At 68.9% G+C, this 17088-nt stretch carries 17 protein-coding genes; 9 read left to right on the plus strand and 8 right to left on the minus strand.

The window, feature by feature from the left end; all coding sequences use genetic code 11:
* Positions 1 to 353: 353 nt before the first annotated feature.
* Positions 354 to 2090, minus strand: coding sequence for an arginine--tRNA ligase (gene argS / locus CDO52_RS05315; RefSeq protein WP_017620243.1), 1737 nt, complete (start codon positions 2088 to 2090; stop codon positions 354 to 356).
* Positions 2091 to 2318: 228 nt separating this feature from the next.
* Here argS and CDO52_RS05320 point away from each other — a divergent pair, with 228 nt between their 5' ends.
* The 3 genes from CDO52_RS05320 to CDO52_RS05330 all read left to right on the plus strand — a co-directional run bounded on the left by CDO52_RS05320 (position 2319) and on the right by CDO52_RS05330 (position 4658).
* Complete coding sequence (locus CDO52_RS05320; RefSeq protein ID WP_152471765.1) at positions 2319 to 3515, plus strand: hypothetical protein; 1197 nt, start codon at positions 2319 to 2321, stop codon at positions 3513 to 3515.
* 232 nt (positions 3516 to 3747) lie between these two features.
* The gene (locus CDO52_RS05325; RefSeq protein ID WP_017620241.1) at positions 3748 to 4248 is read left to right on the plus strand and encodes a hypothetical protein; all 501 of its coding nucleotides are present in this window, start codon (positions 3748 to 3750) and stop codon (positions 4246 to 4248) included.
* A complete protein-coding gene (locus CDO52_RS05330; RefSeq protein WP_094932227.1) occupies positions 4245 to 4658 on the plus strand; it encodes a thiol-disulfide oxidoreductase DCC family protein in 414 nt (137 codons plus the stop codon). Before CDO52_RS05325 ends, CDO52_RS05330 begins: the two co-directional genes overlap by 4 nt.
* Positions 4659 to 4677: 19 nt before the next feature.
* Here the strand turns inward: CDO52_RS05330 and CDO52_RS05335 are convergent, their stop codons facing one another.
* Positions 4678 to 5409, minus strand: coding sequence for an SDR family oxidoreductase (locus tag CDO52_RS05335; RefSeq protein WP_332459803.1), 732 nt, complete (start codon positions 5407 to 5409; stop codon positions 4678 to 4680).
* A gap of 356 nt (positions 5410 to 5765) precedes the next feature.
* Positions 5766 to 6179: a DUF3224 domain-containing protein gene (locus CDO52_RS05340; protein ID WP_017620238.1), complete on the minus strand. Its 414-nt coding sequence runs from the start codon at positions 6177 to 6179 to the stop codon at positions 5766 to 5768.
* A 110-nt stretch (positions 6180 to 6289) separates the two neighbouring features.
* Here CDO52_RS05340 and CDO52_RS05345 point away from each other — a divergent pair, with 110 nt between their 5' ends.
* The 3 genes from CDO52_RS05345 (at position 6290) to CDO52_RS05355 (ending at position 8453) form a co-directional block, all read left to right on the plus strand.
* A complete protein-coding gene (locus tag CDO52_RS05345; protein WP_017620237.1) occupies positions 6290 to 7297 on the plus strand; it encodes a helix-turn-helix transcriptional regulator in 1008 nt (335 codons plus the stop codon).
* A gap of 92 nt (positions 7298 to 7389) precedes the next feature.
* Positions 7390 to 7911, plus strand: coding sequence for an SRPBCC domain-containing protein (locus tag CDO52_RS05350; protein ID WP_017620236.1), 522 nt, complete (start codon positions 7390 to 7392; stop codon positions 7909 to 7911).
* Complete coding sequence (locus CDO52_RS05355; RefSeq protein WP_017620235.1) at positions 7908 to 8453, plus strand: TetR/AcrR family transcriptional regulator; 546 nt, start codon at positions 7908 to 7910, stop codon at positions 8451 to 8453. The genes CDO52_RS05350 and CDO52_RS05355 overlap by 4 nt, the downstream gene beginning before the upstream one ends.
* A gap of 6 nt (positions 8454 to 8459) precedes the next feature.
* Here CDO52_RS05355 and CDO52_RS05360 read toward each other — a convergent pair whose 3' ends face one another.
* From CDO52_RS05360 to CDO52_RS05375, 4 genes are all read right to left on the minus strand, one after another.
* Entirely contained in the window at positions 8460 to 9725 is a 1266-nt protein-coding gene (locus CDO52_RS05360; protein WP_017620234.1) for a hypothetical protein, read from the minus strand.
* Positions 9726 to 9869: 144 nt separating this feature from the next.
* Positions 9870 to 10628 carry an SDR family oxidoreductase gene (locus tag CDO52_RS05365; RefSeq protein WP_017620233.1) on the minus strand — a complete coding sequence of 253 codons (759 nt, stop codon included), beginning with the start codon at positions 10626 to 10628 and terminating at the stop codon, positions 9870 to 9872.
* A 376-nt stretch (positions 10629 to 11004) separates the two neighbouring features.
* Positions 11005 to 11277 (minus strand): DUF397 domain-containing protein, encoded by a 273-nt coding sequence (locus CDO52_RS05370; RefSeq protein WP_332459804.1) that lies wholly within the window; start codon positions 11275 to 11277, stop codon positions 11005 to 11007.
* A 42-nt stretch (positions 11278 to 11319) separates the two neighbouring features.
* Complete coding sequence (locus CDO52_RS05375) at positions 11320 to 11673, minus strand: ArsR/SmtB family transcription factor (protein ID WP_017620231.1); 354 nt, start codon at positions 11671 to 11673, stop codon at positions 11320 to 11322.
* A gap of 138 nt (positions 11674 to 11811) precedes the next feature.
* Here CDO52_RS05375 and CDO52_RS05380 point away from each other — a divergent pair, with 138 nt between their 5' ends.
* Positions 11812 to 12918: an NADH:flavin oxidoreductase/NADH oxidase gene (locus tag CDO52_RS05380; protein WP_017620230.1), complete on the plus strand. Its 1107-nt coding sequence runs from the start codon at positions 11812 to 11814 to the stop codon at positions 12916 to 12918.
* A 57-nt stretch (positions 12919 to 12975) separates the two neighbouring features.
* Here CDO52_RS05380 and plsX read toward each other — a convergent pair whose 3' ends face one another.
* On the minus strand, positions 12976 to 14067 hold the full coding sequence (gene plsX / locus CDO52_RS05385; RefSeq protein WP_017620229.1) for a phosphate acyltransferase PlsX: 1092 nt from the start codon (positions 14065 to 14067) through the stop codon (positions 12976 to 12978).
* Between the two features lie 424 nt (positions 14068 to 14491).
* Between plsX and CDO52_RS05390 the strand changes: the two genes are divergently transcribed.
* On the plus strand, positions 14492 to 15856 hold the full coding sequence (locus CDO52_RS05390; RefSeq protein WP_026126084.1) for a KamA family radical SAM protein: 1365 nt from the start codon (positions 14492 to 14494) through the stop codon (positions 15854 to 15856).
* Positions 15857 to 16046: 190 nt separating this feature from the next.
* Entirely contained in the window at positions 16047 to 17081 is a 1035-nt protein-coding gene (locus CDO52_RS05395) for an ROK family glucokinase (RefSeq protein ID WP_017620227.1), read from the plus strand.
* The last annotated feature ends 7 nt before the right edge of the window (positions 17082 to 17088 follow it).

Consider the following 17088-nt stretch of genomic DNA (forward strand, 5'->3'; position numbering starts at 1 on the left):
TTGCCTCAAGTTGTGTGAGGCATGCGTCACATTCATTTCTCGGTGGCCATATCTGGCCAATCTTCATGTGCCGGACTCTCGGTGTTTTCCAGCATTCTGGCTTCGCAGAGTTTTTGCTTGATTGCAGAGGGTGGCTATTGTCGGGAGTGGTTGGCGCTGATGGCGGATATGTGGGATGTGCTGAGCGCATCTCTTATCGCCCGGGGTGAGCCCGAGCAAGCCCGATGAATGCCAGCGACCGGAACTATCGCGGAACGACAGTGAGGGGTAGCCCCTGAAACCAGGGCCACCCCTCCGGACGTCTATGCCCGTTGCCGAACACGCGTTTCACCCGTGCACCGGCGCGGCAGCGACTACATCTGCTCCGGCGCGTGGACACCGAGCACGTCGAGACCCTGGACCAGGGTGCGCAGGGTGGCCGCCGTCAGGGCCAGGCGGGAGGCGCGCAGCTCGGCGTCCTCGGCCTTGAGGACCGGGCACTGGTCGTAGAACGAGGTGAAGGCCTGCGCCAGGTCGAACAGGTAAGCGCACAGCCGGTGCGGCTCCAGGGTCTCGCCGACCAGTTGGACCGTGGGGGCGAAGCCGAGGAGAGCGAGCGCCAGATCACGCTCGGCCGACTCGGTCACCTTGATCGTGCCCGCAGCGGCGTCCTCGGGCGTCACCCCGCCCTTGCGGAAGATCGAGCGGATACGCGCCTGTGCGTACTGCAGGTACGGGCCGGTGTTGCCGGTCAGCGCGAGCATGCGGTCGAAGTCGAAGACGTACTCAGTGTCGTGCGACACCGAGAGGTCGGCGTACTTCACCGCGCCGATGCCGACCTCGCGCGCGATCTGGGCGCGCGTCTCGTCGTCCAGGTCGGGACGGTTCTCGGCGACGACCTGCGTGGCGCGCTCGACCGCCTCGTCGAGCAGCTCCATGAGGCGGATCGACTTGCCGCTGCGCGTGCGCAGGATCTTGTGGTCCGAACCGAGCACGTTGCCGATCTGCACGTGGGTCGTCTCGACTGTGTCCGGGACCCAGCCCGCCTTGCGGGCGGTGTCCCACACCATCCGGAAGTGCAGGTTCTGCGGGGCTCCGACCACATACAGGATGCGGTCGGCCTTCAGCTCCTCGACGCGGTACTTGACGGTGGCGAGGTCGGTGGTGGCGTAGCCGTAGCCGCCGTCGCTCTTGCGGATGATGAGCGGTACGGGGTTGCCCTCGCGGCCGGTGTAGCCGTCGAGGAACACGCACAGCGCGCCCTCGCTGACCTCGGCCAGGCCCTGGCGCTCCAGCTCATCGCAGATCTCGGGGAGCATGTCGTTGTAGGTGCTCTCCCCGGCGAGGTCGTCGTCGGTGAGGGTGACGCCGAGCGCGGAGTAGACCTTGTTGAAGTAGACCTTCGAGAGGTCGACGAGCTCCTGCCACAGACGCAGCGTCTCGGTGTCGCCGCCCTGGAGCAGCACCACGCGCTTGCGGGCGCGGGTGGCGAACTCCTCGGAGGTGTCGAACTGGGCCTTGGCCGCCTGGTAGAAGGCGTTCGGGTCGGTCTTGAGGAGGTCGGCCTCGGCGGAGTGCTCACCGGCGTCGAGCAGGTGCTCGATCAGCATGCCGAAGGGCGTGCCCCAGTCGCCGATGTGGTTCTGCCGGATGACGTTGTGCCCCAGGAACTCCAGGGTGCGGGCCAGCGCGTCGCCCACGACGGTGGTGCGCAGGTGGCCGACGTGCATCTCCTTGGCGACGTTCGGCGCGGAGTAGTCGATCGGGATGTTCTGCGGCTGCGGCTGCGCGACACCGAGGCGGGGGTCGCTCAGCAGCCCCTGGGTCTGACCGGCGATCCAGTCGTCGCGCAGGATCAGGTTGATGAAGCCGGGCCCACTGATCTCGACCTCTCGGCAAACATCATCGACGTCCAGACGCTCCTCGATAGCGGATGCGACATCGCGCGGCTTTCGGCCCAGTCGCTTGGCGAGCGCCAGCGCGACGTTGGCCTGGTAGTCGGCGAACTGTGAGGGACGGATGACGGGGTCGGTCTCAGCGAACTCAGTACCGAAGGCGGCGCCGAGTGCGGATTGGACCCGTTGCGAGAGAACTTCCTGCGGGTCGGCCATTCCTCAAGCCTACCGACATCCCATATCCCCCACCGACATGTTCCGATCCGCCGAGATCACGTCCGCCCTAAGGCACCCGAGGCCACCCTCCCCAGGTCACGCGGGCTCGGTGCGCGGATCCGCGGGAGGACGGTGTGGCCGGGCGGCGGTGTCGCTGGCGTCATCGGTGTGTCCTCTGGCGAAGGCGGGGAAAGATCGCCGTGGGCGATTACCGAGGGCGAGGATCCAGTGACACGAGCACGTAGGACGGGCAAGTGCGCACGGTTCGGCAAAGCGCTGGCACGCAATCTGCGGGATGTTCTCACCGACGACCACAGAGCCATGTACTTCCCGGTGGTCTGGTCGCTGGTCGTCATCGGCGTTGTCGTGGTGGCGCTCCGGTACTTCTTCCAGGTGGGCATCGCCGAGGGGGCCGTTCCCTCCTCCGGCGAGAGGGCTGAGCGGCAGTCCTTGGCACTGCTGGGCCAGGGCACCGGGGCGATACCGGACCTGTCGACGCCGTGGATGACCTGGTCGGTCGCGGCCGCGTTCATGGTCGCCGCATCCATCGGGCTCTTCGGGTGGGGGATGCGCCAGGTCGTCTCCCTCAGCCGAGTGAGCACGCGTCCCGAATACGGGCGGCAGGTGATTCCCCTCGCGGTGTGCGCGGCGGTTCTCGCGTTCGCCGTTTTCCGGGCGCTGTACGCCGCCGCCGAGAGCATCGGACCTGCCAGCGCGGACCTTGCGGTTCCCGCGGTCGGACGCAACATGATGTGGGTGCTCGTCCCGGGCGTGGCCGCCGCGGTTCCCTGGATCACGCTCACGTGGATGCTGCACGCGAAGTGCCGCCTGTTCGATCCCGATGACGAGTCGATGGCCGTGCCTCCGACGGGTGGCACCCCGCGGTCCGGCGGAACCGGGAGATTGGAAGAGACCGCTCGCGCCGCCGTGGAAGCGGTGGAGAAGAAGGAAGGAGTCTGCGGCGAGAACCTGGCTCTCCCCATCGGCCGGCTCAACGACCTCTGGCACCGCATCCGGTTCTGCGTGACGGGCCTCCTGATCCTCGCCACCGCCGCGCTTGTCAGCACTGGCGCGCTGCGCAGCGTCTACCTGGCGGAGCACGGAGGCAACGACGCCAAGGCACTCGTCTTCCCGGCAGAAAACGTGCTCGTCCTCGGAGCGGCGCTCACCGGGGTCGTTGTCGCGGTCGCCGCCCCGCTCGTGCATGTGTGGTACTCCACGGCCAGGAGACTGCTTAACGCCGGAGTCCCCATCGTCTCGGCCAACGACGTCGCCTCCAATGACTGGATCGAGCGCCGCCAGCGGCTGGCCCACTACCTCGGCCTGAACACGCCCGAGATCCGCTGCCCCCTCAACTACCTCAGCCTGGCGATCCCGCTGGGCGTGGCCGTGCTGTCGGTGCTGGTTCCCCGACTCGTGACGTGATTCGGACAGGTCGGCACGGTCACCAGCACTCCACCAAGAGTGTCGAGCAGGTCGGACGCCGGTCGGAGGGTCCGGACGGGCTCGGCGATCCGACTTTCGTAGGGGTGACGTGGACGCTCCGCCCGCCATTAGACCGCTGCGGATCCCCTCCCGTGGGGGATGTGGACGCGGGGGAGGTACGGGAGAGTCGAGGCCGTCCCGACCCCTTCGACCCTCCCCCACGGTGATGCCCATGGACAGGCTGCTGGATCGCCTCGGCGACATACACGCCCGCGTACGCCAGGTCGCGTTTCTGCACTACTACACCTGGTTCGTCCGGATCATGCTGGCGCTGGCGTTCCTGCCCTCGGGGGTCAAGAAAATCGTCAACCAACGCTTCGCGGGCGACGGTCTCGGCGAGGTCACCGTCATGTTCGACTCCCTGTACGAGAACTTCGGAGCCCTGTACGTCTCCATCGGGATCTGCCAGCTGACCGCGGCGCTCCTGCTCCTCGTGCCGCGCACCGCCGCCCTCGGGGCGCTGATGTACCTGCCGATCAGCATCGGCATCGTCATCATCACCACCTCGCTGGACTTCGGTGTGGGAACCCCGACGGTCACCAGCCTCATGCTCCTGGGCACGGTCTACCTGCTGTGCTGGGACTGGCACCGGGTGGTGGGGATCGTGTCGCGGCCCGGTCTGCCCGGACGGGCGGATCCATCCCGCAGGGCAGAACAGGAGGCGCGGTCATGACCGGTGCGGCCCCGATGCTCATCTACGACGGCAACTGCGGCTTCTGCACGCGCAGCGTCCGGCTCACCGAACGGTTGCCGGTGCATGTGACACTGACGCCCTGGCAGGAGACCGACCTCGCCGGGCTGGGCGTTGGCGAGGAGCGGGCCGAGCGCGAAGTGCTCTGGGTGGCGTCCTCCGGCCGAGTCGCGGGCGGTGCCGACGCCTTCGCCGAGCTCCTCACACACTCTCGCGGCGCGTGGCCGCTGGCGGGGCGCATGATGAAGCTGCCCGTGATCCGGACGTTCGCGGCGGGTGCGTATCGACTGGTCGCGGCGAATCGGTACCGACTGGCGGGCGCCACCCCGGCCTGCCAGCTGCCACCGAACCAGCGACCGGGGCGGCGAGCCTCGTCAGGGCGTCAGTGCTGAGGCGAGGGCGACGGGCGAATCAGACCGTCTGCCCCGTCGCGGCCAGCGCGATCTCGCGGATGCAGACGGTGTGCGGCTGACGGTAGGCATAGAGGATTGCGTCGGCGACGGTGGTGGCGCTGAGGCCGCCCTCCAGGGCCGCCTCGGCCGCCTGGTAGTTCGCGCGCACCTCCGGGTCGGTGATGTGCGAGCTGAGCTCCGTGTCCACGAAGCCCGGGGAGATCACGATGACCCGGACATTGCTGGGCGCGGCCTCCGCACGGATGGCCTCGGACGCGGCGTGGACGGCGTGCTTGGTGCCGCTGTACACGGCGCTGCCGGGGAAGGACTTGCGTCCGGCAATGGAGCTGACGTTGACGATCGTGCCGTGCTGGCGTTCCGTCATCCCCGGTAGAACGGCGTGGACGCCGTTGAGAAGGCCGCGGATGTTGATGTCGATCATGCGGTCCCACTCGTCGGGGTCCTGGGCGGCCGCAGGGTTGTTGAGCATCACGCCGGCGTTGTTGACCAGCACGTCGGCGGGACCGTAGGTGTCTTCGGCCTCCTTGACCGCGGCCGTGACAGCGGAGCGATCGGTGACGTCCACGGCCCGGCACATCGCGTTGGGAAGCTCCAGCTGCTGCATTCGCTCCATCCGCCGTGCGAGTAAGAGAAGCGGATGCCCGGAACCGGAAAACGCCCGCGCGGTTGCCGCGCCGATTCCGGAACTTGCCCCCGTGATTACTGTCAGTGATTTCCCCATGTACGACATGCTATGAACTGCGTATCAGGATTCACAAGGGCGGTTTTCGGAAAGACTTTAAAGTCATCTTGAGATAGCCAATACGCAGAGTGCCATGTCCCGGTGATCGTGCCTGGCTCTTTTGGGCTCGCACATTCACCCGCACTGATCTCGATCGTCTTCAGGCGTGGATCACCCGTGCCGCCACGGCGACCACGGCTGAGCAGGTGAACGGTTAGCTCCACCCGGTGTCCCGGCCTTCTCGTGGCCGCGTCACAAGGGTGGCTGTGGCCGTCATCGACGACCCCGAGAACTGTCGCCGCCCCTCTGGTCGGACTGGCTGAGGGGCGGCGCGGCGTTCTCATGCCGACGGGGCGCTGCCCCCGTCAGCCGAGGTCGTAGGCGAACGTGTAGCGGGTGGACGGCGTGCCCTGGTGGACGGTGAAGTGGCCCCTGCCGGTCAGGCCGGTGAGTTCGTCCGTTGCTGATCCGTGGACGACGTCGAAGGTGCAGTGCACGCTGCCGTCGGCGTCGAAGGAGCCGCGTTCTTCGAGGATGAACGTGCCCTTGCGTCCGTCGACGGTGCCCTGGAGGAGTTCGAAGCCGGTGAATGCCCCGGTGTTCTCGGTGGCGTAGGTGATGGTGTAACCGCAGGTGGTCTCGGCCGCCTCGATGCCACCGGAGAAGGTGTTGACGACGGAGGCGAGGGCGAGCTTCGGGCCGTCCGCGGCCCTGCCGACGGTGTTCTCTTCCCAGTTCGCGAAGGTGAATTCGCCGCTGGTGTGCTGCGCGTGCTGCATGAGGTGCCCTCCTGATCGACCGCGCGGTGGTTCCGCGCTGCGTGGCGTGGGGAAACAATCTGGAGGCTGTACGTGACACCCCCTGTCAGGTACAGCGGGATCATGGCTCCATGCGCGCTGACCGTCTGATCTCCCTGCTCCTGCTGCTCCAGAACCGCGGGCACATGACCGCTCCCGAGCTGGCCGAGGCGTTGGAGGTCTCGGTCCGCACGATCTACCGCGACATCGAGGCCCTGAGTACCTCGGGCGTCCCCGTTTACGCCGATCGCGGCCCGCTTGGTGGGTATCGCCTGATGGACGGTTACCGCACGCGACTCACCGGATTCACGGGTGCTGAAGCCGGTTCGCTTTTCCTCGCCGGGATGCCCGGCCCCGCGGCAGATCTGGGACTCGGCGCCGAACTGACCACGGCGCAGCTGAAGCTGCGGGCCGCCCTCCCCGCTGAGCTGCGCGAGCGGACGCGGCGCATTCAGGAACGCTTTCACCTCGACGCGCCGGCGTGGTTCCGGGACGCCGGCCCCGTGCCGTTCCTCGCGCAGGCGGCCGAAGCGGTGTGGGAGCAGCGCGTCCTGCGTGTCCACTACCGCCGCTGGCGCGGTGAGGTGAACCGCGACCTATGTCCGCTCGGCATCGTTTTGAAGGGCGGCATCTGGTACCTGGTGGCAATGAGGGGTGCTGAGGCGGATCCGGAGACGGATACCGGCGCTGGGGTTCGTGCGGTCCGGACGTACCGGGTCTCCCGGTTGCTCGCGCTTGAGACCACGGAGGAGTCGTTCGAGCGGCCTGCGGGATTCGACCTGTCCGCCTACTGGGCGGACGCGTCCCAACGGCTGGAAGCCATGCGTTACCAGGGGGTCGCCCAGCTGCGCCTGTCCCCACGCGCGCTTCGTCTGCTGCCCGTGCAGTTCGGTGTGGTCGGGCAGCGGGCGGTGGAAACTGCCGGTCAGCCCGATGACGACGGCTGGGTACGCGTGGAGCTGCCCGTCGAGAGTCAGCCGGTCGCGGTCAGCGACCTGCTGCGCCTGGGTGCCGAAGCCGAGGTGCTCGGCCCGCCGGAGCTTCGCGAGGCGATGACGCGGGCGGTGGGCGTGCTGGCGCGTCGCTATGCGGTGTCGTAGGTCGTCCCGGAAGCTTCCGGGACGACCGGCTCTTGTCAGGCTAACGTTGTTAGCTTAAGCTGTGGCTAACTAAGTTAGCTTCGGGGGTCGGCATGTTCCGCATCATCCTGGGTTCGTCGCTTTTCCTGCTGTTCATCGCGATGGTGGGCCTCTACGTCTCGACTCGGCTTCGCCCGTACCGCATCCGCACCGAGGTGGCGATCTCGGCCTCTCCCGAACGTGTCTGGGAGGTGCTCACCGACTTCGACGCCTATCCGGATTGGAATCCGTTCATCGTGAACGCGGATGGCGCGCCCAGTGCGGGGGAGCGGCTGAGGGTGGAACTCTCGACCGACGGGCAGGCGATGGTCTTCGAACCGATCGTGCTGGCCGCCGAACCGGAGCGGGAACTGCGGTGGATCGGGCGGTTCGGTGTCCCCGGTGTCCCCGGTGTCGTCGATGGCGAGCACTACTTCCTGATCGAAGAGATGGGCGATCGGCGCACCCGCCTCGTCCAGGGGGAGACGTTCACCGGTGTCCTCGTGCCGATCGTCCGACGAGCGCTGGACGTGAAGGACGGCTTCACCGCGATGAATTCGGCGTTGAAGCACCGCGTTGAGACGATGCACCGATGAGTGAACACCCCGCGCCCGCGCCCCTCACAGCGCGGGCGACGCAGATCGTCGAGGAGGCGCGCGCCCTCCTTGAAGAGGAGGGCCGTGACGCGCTGACGTTGCGCGCCCTCGCGGCGAGGCTGGGGATCCGGGCGCCGTCGCTGTACAAGCACATCCCGGACAAGGCCGCGCTCGAAGTGGCGCTCATCGAGCAGGGCCTGGCCGGGCTGGGCACCGCGCTGCGCGCCGCCATGGAGGATCCCGACCCCTTCGCCGCCGTCCTCCGGACGTACCGCCGCTATGCGCTGACCAACCCCAACCTCTACCGCCTGGCGACCGCCGGCCCCCTGCCCCGCGAACGCCTCGCCCGCGACCTCGAAGACTGGTCGGGGGAGCCGTTCTTCTCCCTCACCGGCGATCCGGAGCGCGCGCAGGCGCTGTGGGCGTACGCGCACGGGATGGTCATCCTGGAGATCGATGGACGTTTTCCCCCGGGCTCTGACCTCGATCGCACGTGGCAGGAAGGGAGCGCGGTGTTCCGCGGAGGCGACGGCGGCCCCTGAGCGGCCTTACGGCGTCGACCGGTCGGCCGGACTCCTCGTGTGGTGATGACGGCGGGCGTGGCGCCAGGAGTAGAGGGCCGCAGCCGACAGGAGCAGGAGAGTGACCCCGGTTCCGATGTGCCAGGGGACGCGCCACCAGGTGGCGGTTTCGGTGGTCGGTGCGGGGTCCGGAGCCGCGGTTTCGCCCTCGGCTGTGAGGGACCAGACCAGGAACGCGTCACCCACGGGGACCAGACCGCCGAGGTAGAAGCGTCGGCCTCCCGACTCGACGGCCATGCCGGTGGCCTCGGCGAGGCCGGTCAGAGCGGCGGCCGTCGGCTGGTCGCCGAAGAGGACCGCGTCGCCCAGGGCGACCGTGCTCGCTGACGCCGACAGGCCGAAGATCAGGGGGCCGGAGTCCACATCCCCGGGGGAGTCGTCGCCGCGCGGGTACTCACGCACGCCGGGCAGCATGCCGATGTCCGAGGCGAAGTGCGACCGGAAGGTGCGGTAGTCCTCGGCCGCCCACTCTGGGTCGATCTCGGCAAGGAATCGCAGCAGAAGGGTCTGGGAGCTGCCCCGCGCGCCCTGGAGGGGCTGGCCGGTCACGGCATCGACCTGGTGGGGGATCAGTCCGGTCTTCGGGTCGAGCCGGGCGTTGACGGCCCGCTTCCACGCGGTGATGGTGTCGGCATGCGCGTCCGACGCATGGATGCGGTCGTCGAGCTGGAGCGCCGCCACCGCCACCACGCTGTCGACCGGCCACGCCTGCCCGGGGTAGGCGGTGAGATACGGCGTCCCGGCGTCGAGCGCCGTGTCGAACGCGTCGCCGAGTTCCGTTGCGGCCGCGCGCAGTGCCCGGGTGTCGTCCGGAGCTTCTTCCGGGCCACCTGACAACTCGACGATCCGACCGCGCAGCCACGTGGTCCATCCTGTGTAGAACACCCCGTAGGCGGGTTCGGCATCGGCCGGAAACGGCCCGGAGCCCGCCGGGGACTCCAGCCGGGACAGGGCCCATCGGGCTTCCCGGAGCGCCTCGTCCCGGTGATCGGGGTCGAGGGCTCCAACGTTGATCCAGCTCAGCCCATACAGGACGTGGGTGAAGAAGTAGCCCTCGGGAAACAGCGCCTGCATCTCCTCGCCACCGCCGGACCTCAGCTCTGAGCGGAGGAAGTTGAGTCGCGGAAGAGCGTCCTTGGCGACCTCGGGGCCGCTGCGTGAAAGAGGAGACGGCGTATACGCACGGGCCGTCGAGATACCGACGACGACCGTGGCGGCGACCGCCACAAGCACAGCCACGACGGTGGCCGCAGCCGCGACCGCGGCCTTCCGTCGAGGCCTTGGTCGGGCGGGGTGAAGAGGAGGCATCGGCCGTTGGCCCTTTCCCAGCGGGGGACAAACCTCGGGAAATCGTAGGCTGCCGCTGGGTTTGCCCCACTACACCGGGCTGGAAGCCGCACCACCGGCCGACGGGGAGGCCACCGGTTCGAAAGCGAAGGAGCGGATGAAGCAGTCCCGCGGCTGGTTGACGGCGAAGAGGACGCAGTCGAGCAGCGAGCGGGAGGTGAGCTGGGAGTCCGGCCCCCGGTCGGCCTTCTCCCACTCCTCGCCGAGCGGGTCGATGTTGCGGAAGTCCGGCGGGTACAGGGAGATGACCCGCACACCGAGCGGTCGGAGGCGCTGGGACATGATCTCGGCGAAGTTCGCCTGGGCGCCCTTGGCGGCGTAGAAGGCCGGGTTGCCGACGCCCACGTCACCACGGGGCGAGGCCACGGACGAGATCAGGTTGACGATGTCGGGCCGCTCCGAGGCGCGCAGCAGGGGAAGGAAGTGCTTGGTCATCAGGACCGTTCCGGAACCGCCCGAGGTGATCGCGGCCGTGATGTCGTCGTCGACAGCGTCCAGGTCGGTCGCGTCGAGCCACCGCGCGCCGTTGTTGAGCACGATGTGCACCCGGTCAGTCCGCTCGCCCACCTGCCGTGCGAACTCGCGGATCGACTCGGGATCACCGAGGTCACAGGCGAACGCGTGCACGCGGCCATGACCGAGCGCCCGAATCTCGTCCCGCGTCGCCTCCGCCGCCGTGAGGCTGCGGTCCGACAGGAAGACCTCGGCGCCCAACTCGGCGAAACGGATCGCCAGCGTCCGCCCGAAGTCGCGCGCGGCGCCGGTAACGACCACACGAGTGTTCTGCATTTGGGTTCCTTTTTCCTCGATTCGCGGTCGAACCCGCTCACCGTAGAACCTCAACCGCACTGCAGCTCAAGTAGCGCAGAGGGGGCTATTGCCGTCGGCTTATGACCTAACAGCAGGCCGAATACCCGACATGGGTGCGTGTGCTCGTGGCGGTGCGGGCGGCGAGTTCGGTCCGTGCGCCGGGGTAGGGCGCGGGCACGGTTCTTCTAACTGACCACGGGTGTGAACAGCTTGATGGGCGAAGCGGCTGGGCGTGCCGTGCACCGAACGCCTGACGCCTGGCACGTGCGCGTCGTGCTGCGGTGATGGTGATCAGGAGGATGCACCGATGAAGGCGGCGGTAGCCGGGACAGCGCACCTGCCCTTCCGTGTCTCGTCAGTCGAGCTCGTCGTCCTTCACGGCTTGAAGGAAGGCCGACCATTCGGGGATGGCGAAGGCGAGGTGTCCTCTGGGGCTCTTCGAGTCACGTACGGCCACGCCATGGCCGAACTCCGTGACCTCGACGCAGTTTGATGAGGTTCCGCTGTAACTGCTCTTGACCCATAAAAGGTGCGGGACCTGCAGCGTGTACGCCCCATCCGCATTCCCTGCGAGCCAGGGACTCCCGGGTGTGCGGCCGTCCCCTAGTCGACAGAGATCTGCGCCCAACCCAGCGCTCGGCGACCGCGTTCCGGTCCACCCTTTCCTATGTCAGGCGGGTCGGTGGGATCGCCGGTAGGCCTCCAGCACCGCCGAGAGGAGGCCGGGGAAGAGCACTTCCAGGTCGTCTTCGCGCAGTCGGCTCATGCGTGCCGTTCCCTCGTAGTGCTGGCGGATGACGCCCGCCTCCCGCAGCACCCGGAAGTGGTGCGTGGACGTCGACTTGCTCACCGGCAGGTTGAAGGCGATGCAGGCCATCTCGGTGTGGCCGTCGGTCAACTCGCACACGATGCGCAGTCGGATGGGATCGGCCAGCGCATGCAGCACGGCCTCCAGCTGGATGTCCTCCCGGTCCGGGTGTGCCAACCGGCGCCCGGACCCGGCGGTCCGCTCGGGGGTGGGCATGGCGACCTCCGTGCGTTGAGACTCACCGCACAAAGTACGAGTGACGTCGTACTTTGACAAACATCGTAGTACGTCGATTATCGTACTAACGCCTGGCCGGTCGCGGTCAGCCGTTCCCCTGCAGTGAGGAGACCATCGGTGAGTGCTCTGTTCACACCCGTGACCCTGCGGTCGCTGGAGATTCCCAACCGCGTCTGGATGTCCCCGATGTGCATGTACTCCGCGGCCCCCGAAGGCCCGGAGACCGGCGCCCCAACGGACTTCCACCTCGCCCACCTAGCCGCCCGCGCCGCTGGCGGCGCGGGGCTGGTGATGGCCGAGGCCACGGGCGTGCGCCCCGACGGTCGCATCAGCCCGTGGGACCTGGGCCTGTGGAACGACCGCCAACAGCAGGCGTTCGCCCGCGTCACCTCGGCGATCCGCGAGTACGGGGCGGTGCCGGCCATCCAGCTCGCGCACGCCGGGCGCAAGGCCTCGACCGACAAGCCCTGGCTGGGCGACCGGTACCTGCCCGAGCCCGAGGGCGGCTGGCGGACCGTCGGTCCCACCGCAGAGCCCTTCCCCGGCCTCCCGGCGCCCCGCGCGCTGACAGCGGCGGAGATCGGCGAACTCGTCCGCGACTTCGCCGACTCGGCCCGGCGCGCACTCGCCGCCGGCTTCGAGGTCGTGGAGGTGCACGGCGCCCACGGCTACCTGATCAACTCGTTCCTCTCCCCGGCGACCAACGACCGCACCGACGCCTACGGCGGCAGCTTCGAGAACCGTCTGCGCTTCCCGCTGGAGGTCGTCGATGCCGTGCGCGAGGTGTGGCCCGACCACCTTCCGGTCTTCTTCCGGACCTCTGCCACGGACTGGCTGACGGAGAACCCCGCCGACGCCCGCCAGGGCTGGACGGGGGACGACACCGTCCGGCTCGCCAAGGAACTCCAGGCGCGCGGCGTCGACCTGCTCGACGTGTCCACCGGCGGCATGGTCCCGGATGCCGAGATCCCGGTGGAGCCCGGCTACCAGGTCCCCTTCGCCGCCCAGGTCCGCGACGCGACGGGGCTGGCCACCGGCGCCGTGGGCCTGATCACCGAGGCGCGGCAGGCGGAACAGATCGTCGCCTCCGGCCAGGCCGACGCCGTCCTGCTCGGCCGCGAACTGCTCCGTGACCCCTACTGGCCCCAGCACGCCGCCACCGAGCTCGGCGCCGACCCGCGCTGGCCGGAGCAGTACGGTTACGCCGTTCGGCGCCGCAGGTGAGGTGATCGCACGGTGGGTGTCGTCACCCCCCGTGCCTAGGGAGAGGCCGGCCGTCGGCTATTCCTCGCTGTGGCTCAGCCGGTGCAGCCAGCTCTGCGGGCGGGGAGCGGTATGGAGACGGCGGCGGACCTGGTCGACGATGTGGCCCCCCGCCAGGTCGTTGGCGAGGAGGCAGGCGCGTTCGATGCCACGGGAACTGCTGGCGCCGTGGGCGATGACGACCGTTCCGTTGAGGCCGAGGAGGACCGCGCCGCCGTAGGTGTCGCTGTCGAAGCGGTCGCTCAGGTCGCGGAGGGCGCTGCGCTGGAGGAGCGTTCCGGCTTTGGCCAGGCGACTGGAGGTGAGGGCCTCGTGGATGGTGTCGAAGGCGAAGCTCACCGCCCCCTCCACCGACTTCAGGGCGACGTTGCCGGTGAATCCGTCCGTGACCACCACGTCGACCTCTCCCGCGAGGAGGTCGTGGCCCTCGATGTTGCCTCGGAAGTCGAGGCGGGGCGCGCCCGCGGTGGTGTCCGCGGCCGTGGCGTGGAGGAGTTCGGCGGCCTTGCGCGCGAGCTTGTTGCCCTTTCCCGGTTCCGAGCCGATGGTCAGTATCCCCACCCGCGGCTCGGCGACCCCGTAGGCGGTCTGCGCGTACGCCGCGCCCAGGTGGGCGAACTGCACCAGCATCTCCGGTTTGGCATCGGCGTTGGCCCCGGCGTCCAGCAGGATCGTGGGAACCGGACGGGTTGGAAGCGCCACGGCCAGTGCCGCGCGCAGCACGCCGGGTTGGCTGCGCAGCCGCACGGTGGAGGTCGCGACTACCCCGCCCGTCGACCCCGCCGACACGAGCACGGCGGCGTCCCCCTGCCGGATGAGTTTGCAGGCGACGGCAACACTCGACCGCGGTCGCCGCCAGCTCGCCAGCGCGCCCTCGTTCATGGCGAGCGTGTCCTCCGCGTGCACGACCGGGATCTCGCGGGCGGCACCCTGCTCGGCGAGCAGCGCCGTGATCTCCCGCGCCCGTCCGACCAGCACCAGCCGCAGCCCGTGCTCGCGGACCGCGTGCACCGCCCCCTGGACGACCGCGGCGGGCGCATGGTCGCCCCCCATGGCGTCGACCGCGATGACCGGCGTCTCGGAGCGTCTCGCCGGGGATCCGCCGCTCAAACAGGTTCCTCGCTCTCCTCTGGACAGCGCTCTCCGGGCTGTCCACACGGTCCGACCGGCCTACCGGCTGTGCTGGGGGTGGGGATGGCGAGGGTCCTGTGGCGACCTTCGGTTCCCAGGTCCCGACGTCTGCTCCCTTGTGTCGCCCTCCCCGGGGTCAGGCTACGGGAGACCTGGGAGTCTCCCGTAGACGGTACGAATAAACCCAGGTCAGCGATTTATCTTCGTAAAGTGGGTAAGTATCGGCCTAGTCGGGTATGTCCGTTTGCTGGCCCGGCCCTGCATCACCCTCCGGGTCTGGGCTTTAACCACATCGTTCACATTGTGGGTGGTCCGCTGGCGTGCGAACACGCCATGACCCCTGTGCCAGCGCCGCCCCGTGGACCCGCCTGGGCGGCCTGTCGGTTGTCATGAGAGGAGACGCGTGAGCTTGACGCACGACGCGGCACTGTCCCCGTCCGCCGGACGTCGGTTTCGTGCCTACACGACGAAACATCTGGACGAGCTGACGGCCCGTGCCGGCCTGAGCGCCGAGGAACGTCTGGCGGTGCGTGCGGTGGCCACAGTGCTGCCGTTCCGGGTCAACACCTACGTCATCGACGACCTGATCGACTGGGACGCCGCACCCGACGATCCGATCTACCGGTTGGTGTTCCCGCAGGCGGACATGCTCCCGAGCGAGGACGTCGCCAGGATCGCCGACCTGCTGCGTCGGGAGGCCCCCCGCAAGGAGCTCAACGAAGCCGCCAACGAGGTCCGCGCGCGACTCAACCCCCACCCCGCCGGGCAGATGGAGCTCAACGTCCCCAAGATCGGCAACGAGGACCCGATCCCCGGCGTGCAGCACAAGTACGCCGAGACGGTGCTCTTCTTTCCCAAGCAGGGGCAGACGTGCCACGCGTACTGCACCTACTGCTTCCGCTGGGCCCAGTTCGTCGGCGACGCCGACCTGAAGTTCGCGTCCAGCGACATCGACCAGCTGGTCGAGTACCTGCACCAGCACCCCGAGGTCACCAGCGTCCTGTTCACCGGCGGCGACCCGATGATCATGGGCGAGGGCGTCCTCTCCCGCTACATCGAACCGCTCCTCGGCATCGAGACCCTGGAGTCCATCCGGATCGGTACTAAGGCGCTGGGCTACTGGCCGCAGCGCTTCGTCACCGACCCCGACGCCGATGACACCCTCCGCCTGTTCGAGAAGGTCGTCGAGTCCGGCAAGAACCTCGCGTTCATGGCGCACTTCTCGCACCCCAACGAGCTGCTGCCCGACCTGGTGCACGAGGCGGTGCGCCGGATCCGCGACACGGGTGCGGTGATCCGTACGCAGGCCCCGCTGATCCGTACGATCAACGACGACCCAGCCACCTGGGAGACCATGTGGCGCACCCAGATCCGCATGGGCATGGTCCCCTACTACATGTTCGTCGAGCGTGACACCGGTCCCCAGGACTACTTCGCCGTCCCGCTGGGGGAGGCCTACGAGATCTTCCGCGCCGCCTACACCAAGGTCTCCGGCCTGGCCCGCACCGTGCGCGGCCCGTCCATGTCGGCCACGCCTGGCAAGGTCTGCGTGGACGGCGTCACCGAGATCGCCGGCGAGAAGGTCTTCGTGCTCCACTTCATCCAGGCGCGCGACCCGGAGCTCGTGGGCAAGCCGTTCTTCGCCAAATACGACGAGAACGCCAGCTGGCTGTTCGACCTGGAACCGGCGCTGGGGGCGACCCACTTCCCCTACGAGTCGGCGCCGCCGGCCGACGCGTCCGAGCTGGTGACCCCCACGCGGCTGTAGCGACCCTGGCGGTGTGTGGCGGCGGCGTAAGAACGGCTGAGCAAGGGGGCGCCCTCACCACGTGCCACCGGCCATGCCCGACCCGAGTGGTCTTCGGCCCCGGCCCCGGTCCTGTCGATGCGATGCGACGGGGCCGGGGCCTTCGCCGTTCAGCTCCCGTGCCGTGCTGCGCCGATAAAGTGGGCGGGTTATGGCATTCTCCAGGGGAACCGGTCGGTACGTTCGCGGGCTCACGGTCGGTATCGACATCGGTGGAAGCAAGGTCGCGGCGGGCGTCGTGAACCCGTCGGGCCGTGTCCTGGCCCGGCGGCGCACGGAGACGCCCGACAAGAGCAAGAGCCCCAAGGTCGTCGAGGACACCATCGTCTCCGTCATCGAGGAGCTGCGCCGCGAGTACCCCGTGCACGCCGTCGGCGTGGGGGCGGCGGGCTTCGTCGACGAGCAGCGCGCCAGCGTGCTCTTCGCCCCCCACCTCGCCTGGCGGAAGGAGCCGCTGCGCGAGGCACTGACGCAGCGGCTGGAACTCCCCGTCGTCGTGGAGAACGACGCCAACGCCTCGGCCTGGGCCGAAGTCCGCGTGGGTGCCGGACGCGGCGTCGACGACATCCTCGTGGTGAACCTCGGCACCGGTATCGGCGGCGCGATCATCCTTGACGGGAAGCTGCACCGCGGCCGCTACGGCATCGCCGGAGAGTTCGGGCACATGACGGTCGTCCCCGGCGGCCACCGGTGCGAGTGCGGCAACCGCGGCTGCTGGGAGCAGTACGCCAGCGGCAACGCGGTCACCCGCGACGCACGCGAACTGGCCGCGGCCGACTCCCCGGTGGCGCGCGGCCTGATCCAGGCGGTCGGCGGCGACCCCGCACTGATCACCGGCCCGCTCGTGAGCGACCTCGCCCGCGAGGGCGACCGCGCGAGCGTGGAACTCCTGGAGGACGCGGGCGGCTGGCTCGGCATCGGCCTGGCCAACCTCGCCGCGGCCTTCGATCCGGAGCTGTTCATCATCGGCGGTGGTGTCTCGGACTGTGGCGACCTGCTGCTCGGCCCCGCCCGCACGGCCTTCCGCCGCCAGCTCACCGGTCGCGGCTACCGCCCGGAGGCCCGCATCGTCCGCGCTGAACTGGGCAACGAGGCCGGACTGATCGGCGCCTCGCTGCTGGCCCGGGATGCGACCACCCGCCGCTTCCGCCGACGCGCCCGCCGCACCCGCTTCCGGGTGCGGTGACCTCCGC

It is taken from the genome of Nocardiopsis gilva YIM 90087 (genome assembly GCF_002263495.1).
GTDB lineage: Bacteria > Actinomycetota > Actinomycetes > Streptosporangiales > Streptosporangiaceae > Nocardiopsis_C > Nocardiopsis_C gilva.

Coding starts and splice junctions, on each gene's coding strand:
- argS (WP_017620243.1), bottom strand. CDS start 2,090: ATGGCCGACCCGCAGGAAGTTCTCTCGCAACGGGTCCAATCCGCACTC.
- CDO52_RS05325 (WP_017620241.1), top strand. CDS start 3,748: ATGGACAGGCTGCTGGATCGCCTCGGCGACATACACGCCCGCGTACGC.
- CDO52_RS05330 (WP_094932227.1), top strand. CDS start 4,245: ATGACCGGTGCGGCCCCGATGCTCATCTACGACGGCAACTGCGGCTTC.
- CDO52_RS05335 (WP_332459803.1), bottom strand. CDS start 5,409: ATGTCGTACATGGGGAAATCACTGACAGTAATCACGGGGGCAAGTTCC.
- CDO52_RS05340 (WP_017620238.1), bottom strand. CDS start 6,179: ATGCAGCACGCGCAGCACACCAGCGGCGAATTCACCTTCGCGAACTGG.
- CDO52_RS05345 (WP_017620237.1), top strand. CDS start 6,290: ATGCGCGCTGACCGTCTGATCTCCCTGCTCCTGCTGCTCCAGAACCGC.
- CDO52_RS05350 (WP_017620236.1), top strand. CDS start 7,390: ATGTTCCGCATCATCCTGGGTTCGTCGCTTTTCCTGCTGTTCATCGCG.
- CDO52_RS05355 (WP_017620235.1), top strand. CDS start 7,908: ATGAGTGAACACCCCGCGCCCGCGCCCCTCACAGCGCGGGCGACGCAG.
- CDO52_RS05365 (WP_017620233.1), bottom strand. CDS start 10,628: ATGCAGAACACTCGTGTGGTCGTTACCGGCGCCGCGCGCGACTTCGGG.
- CDO52_RS05375 (WP_017620231.1), bottom strand. CDS start 11,673: ATGCCCACCCCCGAGCGGACCGCCGGGTCCGGGCGCCGGTTGGCACAC.
- CDO52_RS05395 (WP_017620227.1), top strand. CDS start 16,047: ATGGCATTCTCCAGGGGAACCGGTCGGTACGTTCGCGGGCTCACGGTC.